This is a genomic window from Paenibacillus sp. SAFN-117 (assembly GCF_051966115.1).
Taxonomy (GTDB): domain Bacteria; phylum Bacillota; class Bacilli; order Paenibacillales; family NBRC-103111; genus Paenibacillus_L; species Paenibacillus_L residui.
In genome coordinates this window covers 1-8,690 of record NZ_JBQCLK010000063.1, presented here as the reverse complement: position 1 = coordinate 8,690, position 8,690 = coordinate 1, and the positions used below count along the sequence as shown (strand labels likewise).

7 protein-coding genes and 1 CRISPR repeat array are annotated in these 8,690 nt (G+C 45.2%); of the genes, 1 reads left to right on the top strand and 6 read right to left on the bottom strand.

The features are described 5' to 3' along the window. Positions 1-659 precede the first annotated feature (659 nt). Entirely contained in the window at positions 660-1,529 is an 870-nt protein-coding gene (locus ACTHRH_RS25190) for a nucleotidyltransferase-like protein (protein WP_379289989.1), read from the bottom strand. A 134-nt stretch (positions 1,530-1,663) separates the two neighbouring features. Here ACTHRH_RS25190 and ACTHRH_RS25185 point away from each other — a divergent pair, with 134 nt between their 5' ends. Continuing rightward, positions 1,664-2,065, top strand: coding sequence for a DUF2614 family zinc ribbon-containing protein (locus ACTHRH_RS25185; protein WP_379289998.1), 402 nt, complete (start codon positions 1,664-1,666; stop codon positions 2,063-2,065). A 57-nt stretch (positions 2,066-2,122) separates the two neighbouring features. On the opposite strand, the gene ACTHRH_RS25180 is transcribed toward ACTHRH_RS25185, so the two are convergent. The 5 genes from ACTHRH_RS25180 to cas2 form a co-directional block, all read right to left on the bottom strand. Next, positions 2,123-3,808, bottom strand: coding sequence for a glycosyl hydrolase family 18 protein (locus ACTHRH_RS25180; protein ID WP_440418194.1), 1,686 nt, complete (start codon positions 3,806-3,808; stop codon positions 2,123-2,125). Positions 3,809-4,005: 197 nt separating this feature from the next. After that, positions 4,006-4,452 (bottom strand): peroxide-responsive transcriptional repressor PerR, encoded by a 447-nt coding sequence (perR, locus tag ACTHRH_RS25175; protein ID WP_144941886.1) that lies wholly within the window; start codon positions 4,450-4,452, stop codon positions 4,006-4,008. A gap of 374 nt (positions 4,453-4,826) precedes the next feature. Then, on the bottom strand, positions 4,827-5,783 hold the full coding sequence (locus ACTHRH_RS25170) for a copper amine oxidase N-terminal domain-containing protein (protein WP_440418192.1): 957 nt from the start codon (positions 5,781-5,783) through the stop codon (positions 4,827-4,829). Further along, complete coding sequence (locus ACTHRH_RS25165) at positions 5,753-6,049, bottom strand: hypothetical protein (RefSeq protein WP_440418190.1); 297 nt, start codon at positions 6,047-6,049, stop codon at positions 5,753-5,755. The genes ACTHRH_RS25170 and ACTHRH_RS25165 overlap by 31 nt, the downstream gene beginning before the upstream one ends. Positions 6,050-6,372: 323 nt before the next feature. Further along, a CRISPR array of direct repeats spans positions 6,373-8,143; the repeat unit is 32 nt; unit sequence ATTTCAATCCACGCACTCATGCAGAGTGCGAC. A 168-nt stretch (positions 8,144-8,311) separates the two neighbouring features. Further along, a complete protein-coding gene (gene cas2 / locus ACTHRH_RS25160) occupies positions 8,312-8,602 on the bottom strand; it encodes a CRISPR-associated endonuclease Cas2 (RefSeq protein ID WP_379289983.1) in 291 nt (96 codons plus the stop codon). Between the last annotated feature and the right edge of the window lie 88 nt (positions 8,603-8,690).

Sequence of the window (8,690 nt, the reverse complement as noted above, 5' to 3'; positions counted from 1 at the left end):
CGGTCCGAAAACCGTATACGCACTGGCTTCATTCATTCACTCGTTGTTCAGTTTTCAAAGGGCAATGCTGCTTTTTTTCAATGCCGTCGTTCTTTAACAGCGACTCTTTTAATATATCATATACCGCCTATCGAATGCAAACTTTTTTTTTGAAGTTTTTTTCTTCCAGCTTGCCGACAGCCTGCTCGAGAAGACCAAGCCGTTTGAAGCGGCGAAAATTAATGTATCACAGATCGACAGGGCATGTCAACAGTTTTATTTCATTCTTTTTTGTAATCGTGGATTTATGCGGAGAAACCTTATATTTTGCGTGTTCTTTAACCGCTGTGCCCCTATTCCTTTGTCGCTCAGCCGCCATCGTTATCCAATTTTTTTTATCCTGCTCAGAAGGAATTATTGATCAATCGCGACCTACCCTTTAACATATTTACAGTTTTTTGACCCAACAAATATCGCATGAAACATATGGACATCGCACAACCTAAATATAAATAACTACCTAAGATTAATTACTTCTATACAAAGATAAACGGCTATCGCTGCCCTTTGGACAGCCGCGTTTACCAATGAAATATATACTCCTATTTTAAAAAAGGCTTTCCTGTGATCCGGCCAATCGACATTAAGGAAGCCTAAGCCCAACGTATCGTCAAAACAGCTTATCGGATATATTTAATTTCATATTCTCCCTTCACTTCTCCGACTTCCACTTGAACCTCCTGAATCAGGGCTTTCTTGGCCAGGACTCCAAGCAGCATCGGAATATCGATATCCAGATCCGATAGCTCCGGATGGTCGAGTATTTCAAGAGCGCTCCACGGCTCTTTCCTACTGCTTAGCACGTCGAGCAGCATGGAACAACAGCCTTCCATCTTGGTCACAATGGAAAACTCGCAGGCAAGCATTACGAGTTGAACTCGTTGAATTAGCGTTTCATCGCTCAGAACCAGTTCTTCATATAACTTGTGCACTCCCGCATTATGCTTCTTGACCTGCTCCCAGATGCCGCTATATATATCGCTGTTCTGCTCGATAATGACAATCTTGGCCCAGTGAGTCAATGCCTCTACCAAGCAGCTATATGCATCCAGCAGCTGATTTTTCACGAAATAATCTTTACTCATCAGGTACCGGGTGAAAAAATTCGAAAATTCAACCAGAAGCATCCGGTCTTTGACTGCTTTGGAAAACTCCATCAGATCATTTTTCCAACCTTCCATTGACATGTCCCGATCCATAATAATCTCTCCCCGGGTAATAAAGAGAATGAGTTCCTTATCCGCCTTTAAACGCCAAACCAGATTTAAGTCACGGAATGAAATCCAGCGTTCTTGTAACCGGGTACCTTCTTTTATATAATGATAGCTAGTGGCAGGATTGACTGCAGGTTGATCGGTCACAATTAATGCTTGGTATGGGAATCCATTGACAAGCGCATCGTTGGGGTATGGATTTTCATGTAGAATGACGCCGATGATCCCTTCCCGGTCCCTATATTTTCTTATAAGCTCACGCTTTAAAGAGTTCATCAAGGCCTCCTGGATTTTTGAGATTTCTAAATGTATCAAAGGAAAGGCAATATTGTGAAGTAGTAATTTCTACATTCATAGGTGAGTTTCCTGCTTGCGTTGCCATTACATGAATAGAAAGAAGTTGGAAAATGATGATTCTTAAGTCGAGTAAAGTAAATGAGTTCCGATTATGGGGGCTGCTTCTGACCATGTTCGGCCTTGTTCTGATGATCGTCGGGACAGCGGGAATTGTATTTGACTGGGGAATCGCCGGCAAAATTATTGCAGGTATTTTCCTCGTATTGGGCTTAATCAGCATTCTCTGCAGTATGGGGGTCTACTTCTGGGCGGGCATGATGTCTACAAGCGCCGTTGTTATTGAGTGTCCGGAATGCCAGCGAATCACGAAGATGATCGGTAAAACAGACCGCTGCATGTTCTGCAAAACGATTCTTACCTTCGATCCGCAGCATGCTTCACAGGAAGCCGGCAATGATACCTCTCCTCCGGCTCAACAAGTGACAATCCAGAATACGGCCAAAAAGCAGTCCTAACGACGAAGAAGGCTGTCCCTTTATTAGAAGGGACAGCCTTTTTTCCTTATCAATCCGTTAAGGTTGCGCCAGAGTCTCCTTAATAACCTCCCAAATGTCCGGAGTTTCAAATCCTCTGCTCCAGGAAGCAATTCCAGCCAAATTATATTTATTGACGAGCTCGGCACGACTTCTAATGGATGTAGCGTCTTCGATCCAAATTTTGATTTTCTTGCCGTCCTCCGTATACTCAACATAATTCTGGCCGGTTTTCTCGTCGAAAGCCGGAGTTAGCTGCTTTTCTTTGATCAAATCCTGAATCTTCTCCATCGATACGGCCTTCGAAGACACTTCCGTCTTGCCGTCTTTGATTTCTTCGGTCCAGATTCGGGTATAATAAGGAACACCAAGCACCAGCTTGGAGGGAGGAACCCCATCCTCTTCCATAATGCGGACGATTCCTTTCTCCACCCAAGGCAGCGATGCCACGGAACCGGCTTTCGGGCTGGACGCCCAATGCTCATCGTAGGTCATGACCATCATGTAATCTACAAGAGGACCGATCGCTTCCCGATCCATAAAGAGGGAATAGGTCTCCGAGCCTCCCTTGACCGTCACGTCTATCGATACGACCAGCCCCTGCTCATGCAGGAGAGGAACGGCTTCTCTCACGAATTGAACCATGTTTTCTTTATCCTTCAAATAAACATTCTCAAAATCGATATTGATCCCTTGCAATTGATACATTTTACCGAAAGTGACCAACTGCTTGATCATATTCATCCTTCGGTCATAGGTGGACAAGGCCGCGCTCGTTCTCTTGGGATCGAAGCTGTTCGTAACCAGAGCCCACACCTGATAATTTTGCGAATGGGCCCACTGCACGAAAGAAGCGTCGGCCATATTTTTCAGAAGCCCTTCTTCGTTTTCCAGATGAAACCATTGCGGGCTGATTACATTTAATCCCGGCATGGGGCCAATTTGAGAAGTATCCGGATTGCGGTTGTATACTTGCTGCCAGGTCAGGTTGATTTTACCGCCGTCCAGAGGTTTAGGGACAAAGCCCGGTTTTTCCGGTTCGACGGGAATGACCTCCTCCTGCCCCGGCACTACATGTTCTTTTTTCATAAATCCGACCCATCCGTTACTTAATTGCACTTCATACCACTCTTCCAGTGCAGACCAGATCATCACCGATTCTCCCGGATCGAGATCCCGATATTTCGGCGCTTTGATCGTCGGCTCGGAGCGAATGGCCTTGGCTTTCTCCCCGGGTTGGCCGGATACCGTGCCCCATCGGATCGTATCCCCTTCCTTATGAATGGTGACGACACCGGTTTCTTCCGACTCCTTAATCTGCAATCGATACAAATCAAGCAGCGGCTCCATCGGGATTAGAACCGTATCATCCTGCTGATCTACTGTAAATTTAAGCTCAAACGGCTTCTCGTTGACAACCGCCGTTAATTCGTTCGTTTTTAACCGGACTACTTTATCTTTGGTGGTCAGAATAACGGACTGACTCTCCTTCTCGTAGCGGATATCCGGATCAACGACCTCTTGGATAAAAGACAGGGGAAGCTTGAGACTTTCCTTCTCCCCGCTTGCCGATACCTCAAACAGTTTTCCTTTATAATAAATCGGCTTCTCCAATCCTTTCATGGAGGGCTCGACTATGGTTGAATTCGGCCAATACCACTGCCAGTAAAGATATCCTCCTGCAAGAACACAACAAACAAATACAAAAAATAAGAACCATTTCAAAACAGGTCTTCTCCGCCGCCGGCGGCGTAAAGGCGGAACCGCCGAAAGCCCATAGGATGCTGGCATAATATGCTCCCTTCCGGTATCAAACACTATCTTATAAATGAATAAAATAAAAAAACGCCCCGGACCGCCTTCCCGGCGTGATCCGACACGTTTCATTATACTATAAAAAATGTTCCTCAGCAGTCCATAAATCAATGAGTGCTGTTATGGGCGTTCTTCTCCATGCATTCCTTGCAAATCCCACTGACCTCTACACGGTGTCCCCGTACTTGAAAACCGGTTTCGTGGGCTGCCTGCTGCTCAATATCGGTAAGGGTAGGATAATGGAAGTCCACAATCACTCCGCATTGCTCGCATTGAGCATGATAGTGGTTGGACATATCCGCATCGAATCGGCTGGAATTATCGCCGAAGGTCAATTCCCGGACAAGTCCGGATTCGATGAATACCTTGAGGTTGTTATAAACCGTCGCCACACTCATACTCGGAAAACGGTCCTCTAGAGCTCTATATATATCGTCGGCAGTCGGATGACAGGTAGAATCAAGCAAATAAGACAGGATCGCATACCGTTGCGGTGTCATCCGGACTCCGGACATTTTCAGTTTATCCAGCGCTTGTTCAAACCTGGTTGTCATTTTATTCACCGCCAATAACTCTCTGTTAGTAATGGAAATACGCTCTTCATTTACAAAAGATATATATTCATTGTACGTGCGAAGTGTGATCTTTGTCAATGTTTCTGCCTCAAAGGCAGACGCCAGAGACTAATAAGAGTAGGTTTAAGGAGACAAAACGGATGCTTCCCGGTGAAGTCGGCACTTGATTTTTGGCATAGGGAGCGATGCATGGAAACAGGGCCGGTTCAAGAATAAAATGATGCAGAGTGCGACGAAATTCGTTGGCGTAATAATCAAGTAAAGCTAGACCGGTATAAGAGGTCATGCGGAAGATAACAGCGTAAAAAATAAACCGGAAAAGAGCTTTCCTCTCTTCCGGCTTTTCCTTGAGCTTATCGAACGATGAGCACCGTTTGCGAATTATTATCCCAGAATACCTTGGCACCCAAGGCCTCACTTACAAAACGGACAGGGACCATGGTGTTATTGTTGATAAGCTGTGCAGGGACGTTAAGTGTATACTCTTGACCGTCAATGTAAGCTGTATCGGAACCGATCTGCAGCTTGATTTCCTTGCTTCCTTTAGTGGCGGTTACCGTCATGGTTTCCTGCTCCCATTCGATGCCTGCCCCCATAGCTTCAAATATAGCTCTCATGGGAACAACCACGTTGCCTGCCAAATTAACGGGCGGCTGCTCGGTAGCCAGTCCTTTGCCGTCAATCGTTACCAATGTCCCTCTTTTAACGATCTCTTGCTTTCCTGTCTCATCGTAGAATTGAACGGCTACGCTGCTTGCATTGGTGTCTTTAATCTGCATTTTGAGATTGTATAGACGATTATCCATAGTAAAGTTGGTATCGGTCTGAATCGACAATTCCTTGCCGTTGCCTGCATAAGGGGTTACTCTGGCACTTATCTTTTGTGATTTCTCCCCATTTTTAACTACGGAAGTCAGTACAATCTTTCCATCTTTAATATAGGTTCCAGTCTCGACCAAATAGGTTTGGTCATCGGTAAGCACAGTAAATTTAACGTCATTAATTTCGTTAACGGCATCCAGCTTTATTTTAAAAATCGAGCTGCGGCTGTCCATAACAAAATTATTAGCCCCTCTTACTTCTACAACCTTGCCGTTAGCGTTCGTCCCTGTAGCGACAACGTTAATAATTTGTGATTTTTCCCCGTTTTTAACGGCTATGATACCTTCCAAATGATCTGTATGAGCTACGGTCGTTTCCTTCAAAACTTTGTAAGGCTCTTCAATCGGACCCAAGGCCTCGATGTCGACCTTAGTCAGTTCTTCTCCATGATCCATGGTCAGTTGGAATACTTTCGTGTTTCCCCCCATGATAAACGTGTCTTATTTTTGATCTCTATAATTTCACCGAATTGGTTATAACCGGTGACCAGCAGCGAGACAAGTTCGCTGGATTCAACCCGGACGTCTGCGGTTACTTTCATTTTGCCGTCAATGACCTTATGCTCAGATCGCAGAAGCTCGATATTTTGGTCCGAGTTAGCAGACGCCTCCGGGATGGGTTGTATCACCAAACCAATCAGGATCGCAAACGCAACGAACATCCCCCAAATAGAACGCTTACTCTTGATAGACACATTCCTTCGTATCCTCCTCTTTTCCGTATCCATATCCATAGACATTTTGATTAATAAGTTAACGCAAAGTTTTCAGGACTGTAAATAGACAAGAAGGCCCAAGAGGATGGAATCGATCCCATTATTAGATACGGAATTTATTCCTTTATGAATATATTTGGTAAAAGAAGGGATTACATTATGGGTGAATAGTACTTTATTCACTTTCAGGAATGAGGTATAGGTATTTCTGCGCATGAACATCAGACTATCCGGATATGGGTTTCATATTCCAGAAGCCACTGGGGTTCGCTGCCAGCACTTGTGACTCTGCGGCTGGCTTCATTTAAATCCACGCACTCGTGTAGAGTGCGACTAAATCTATGTTATAATAGGAACAAACGTTCCTGTTTCAATCCACGCACTCGCGTAGAGTGCGACTGAGCATCTTTTCACTCGCTATAATGACCCTTTGATTTCAATCCACGCACTCGCGTAGAGTGCGACGATAAAGAAGATCAGCAGCAGAGGCAAAAAATACATGATTTCAATCCACGCACTCATGCAGAGTGCGACGCCAACGGGATACTTCGCGGGGGGTGGGACGACTTAATTTCAATCCACGCACTCATGCAGAGTGCGACAATATCCGCCATTCATCCCTCACCTCCCTCAAATATTTCAATCCACGCACTCATGCAGAGTGCGACCGGTAAAAGTGCAAATTAACCAGTTCAAGCTTTGGATTTCAATCCACGCACTCATGCAGAGTGCGACCTTGAATTTCTCCTCTACTTTATACCAACTTTCGTGAATTTCAATCCACGCACTCATGCAGAGTGCGACGTATATACAGATCAGAGGATCCAATCACATTTCCAATTTCAATCCACTCACTCATGCAGAGTGCGACGGTCTGTTTTTGTATTTTTTTGAGTTCTTTACTGTATTTCAATCCACGCACTCATGCAGAGTGCGACTTTTCGATTTAAGCCCGTTGATCCCACGTTTCAAATTTCAATCCACGCACTCATGCAGAGTGCGACAACAAACCCCGGCGGTATTGGACACACATGGGTATTTCAATCCACGCACTCATGCAGAGTGCGACCGTTCGGTAAGCGAAGTCTAGCGTGTCCTTGTCACATTTCAATCCACGCACTCATGCAGAGTGCGACTTTGCTTATTAATTACAAATTCGGGGATGTGGCATTTCAATCCACGCACTCATGCAGAGTGCGACCAAAACCAACCCTCGCCTCTCGCACTTACATACGGAATTTCAATCCACGCACTCATGCAGAGTGCGACATCCGAAGGGTGGCCGCTTTCAAACGATGGAGGCATTTCAATCCACGCACTCATGCAGAGTGCGACGCCGTTATTTCGCTATCCTCCGGTAAATGTTCGAATTTCAATCCACGCACTCATGCAGAGTGCGACCAATACCACCACTATAAAATACAATATGTTTCATAATTTCAATCCACGCACTCATGCAGAGTGCGACTACCTCTGCGTAACTCATGCCGTATGACATATGAAATTTCAATCCACGCACTCATGCAGAGTGCGACGTATAACCGCCCCATCCACAGCGCAACATTGACATTTCAATCCACGCACTCATGCAGAGTGCGACATCGGCGCGAACTTGCCGGACCCGTTACTTGAGACGATTTCAATCCACGCACTCATGCAGAGTGCGACTTCTCTCACTCTCGCAGGGAGGTTTTCGATTTTTCATTTCAATCCACGCGCTCATGCAGAGTGCGACATACGTGAGGGGCCGCCGGTGCCGCGAGTACCGCCGCAATTTCAATCCACGCACTCATGCAGAGTGCGACTTTACGTTCTACGTACAATTTCGCGACGACAACCGATTTCAATCCACGCACTCATGCAGAGTGCGACGATGGCGGATATTTACTTTGATACAAGGGATACCATTATTTCAATCCACGCACTCATGCAGAGTGCGACTGCAACTCTGTGTGCGCTGCATCTTTCCATATTGATTTCAATCCACGCACTCATGCAGAGTGCGACGTCAGCCCGGAGATTTTACGCGAAGGCTGCGCTAATTTCAATCCACGCACTCATGCAGAGTGCGACGGCGGAAAATCGACATTTTGTATGCAAAAAGGGTTATCTAAACACAAATATATTACTCTTTTAGGATTAAAAACCATTAATTGTAATGCTAATTAATAAAATTCCCGTAATCATCCATTTTACTGGTGCGAATCCCCCAGAGATTTTATGAGAGCTTCACATTCGCACTTAAAGAATAAGCGGACCTTCCACATCGAAAGACTCTTTAGCTCCGACATGATCCACTTTTCGCTTATAGTTGTCACCCAGTTGATAGAAGCGCAAGCTATCTGTCTTTGGATCGATTAATGCTACTAATTCGTATTTTAACTTCCTGAATTGCGTTGAATCTACAATACATTCAAATACAGAGTTTTGTACCCTCTGCCCATAGTCTAAACATTTTTTCGAGACCTGTCTAAGCCTCCTTCTTCCCTCGCTGGTCGTGGTGTTCACATCATAAGTAATGATAACAAGCAACCAATCACCTACTGTTTCTGCTAAAGCATAATGCCTAAAAGCTGACGGTGTTGCCTGTCCGGGGATTGACGAATATAATGTCCATATC

Excerpts from the sequence above, each read along its gene's own strand:
- ACTHRH_RS25190 (WP_379289989.1), bottom strand. The coding sequence starts at position 1,529 with ATGAACTCTTTAAAGCGTGAGCTTATAAGAAAATATAGGGACCGGGAA.
- ACTHRH_RS25185 (WP_379289998.1), top strand. The coding sequence starts at position 1,664 with ATGATTCTTAAGTCGAGTAAAGTAAATGAGTTCCGATTATGGGGGCTG.
- perR (WP_144941886.1), bottom strand. The coding sequence starts at position 4,452 with ATGACAACCAGGTTTGAACAAGCGCTGGATAAACTGAAAATGTCCGGA.
- ACTHRH_RS25170 (WP_440418192.1), bottom strand. The coding sequence starts at position 5,783 with ATGGGGGGAAACACGAAAGTATTCCAACTGACCATGGATCATGGAGAA.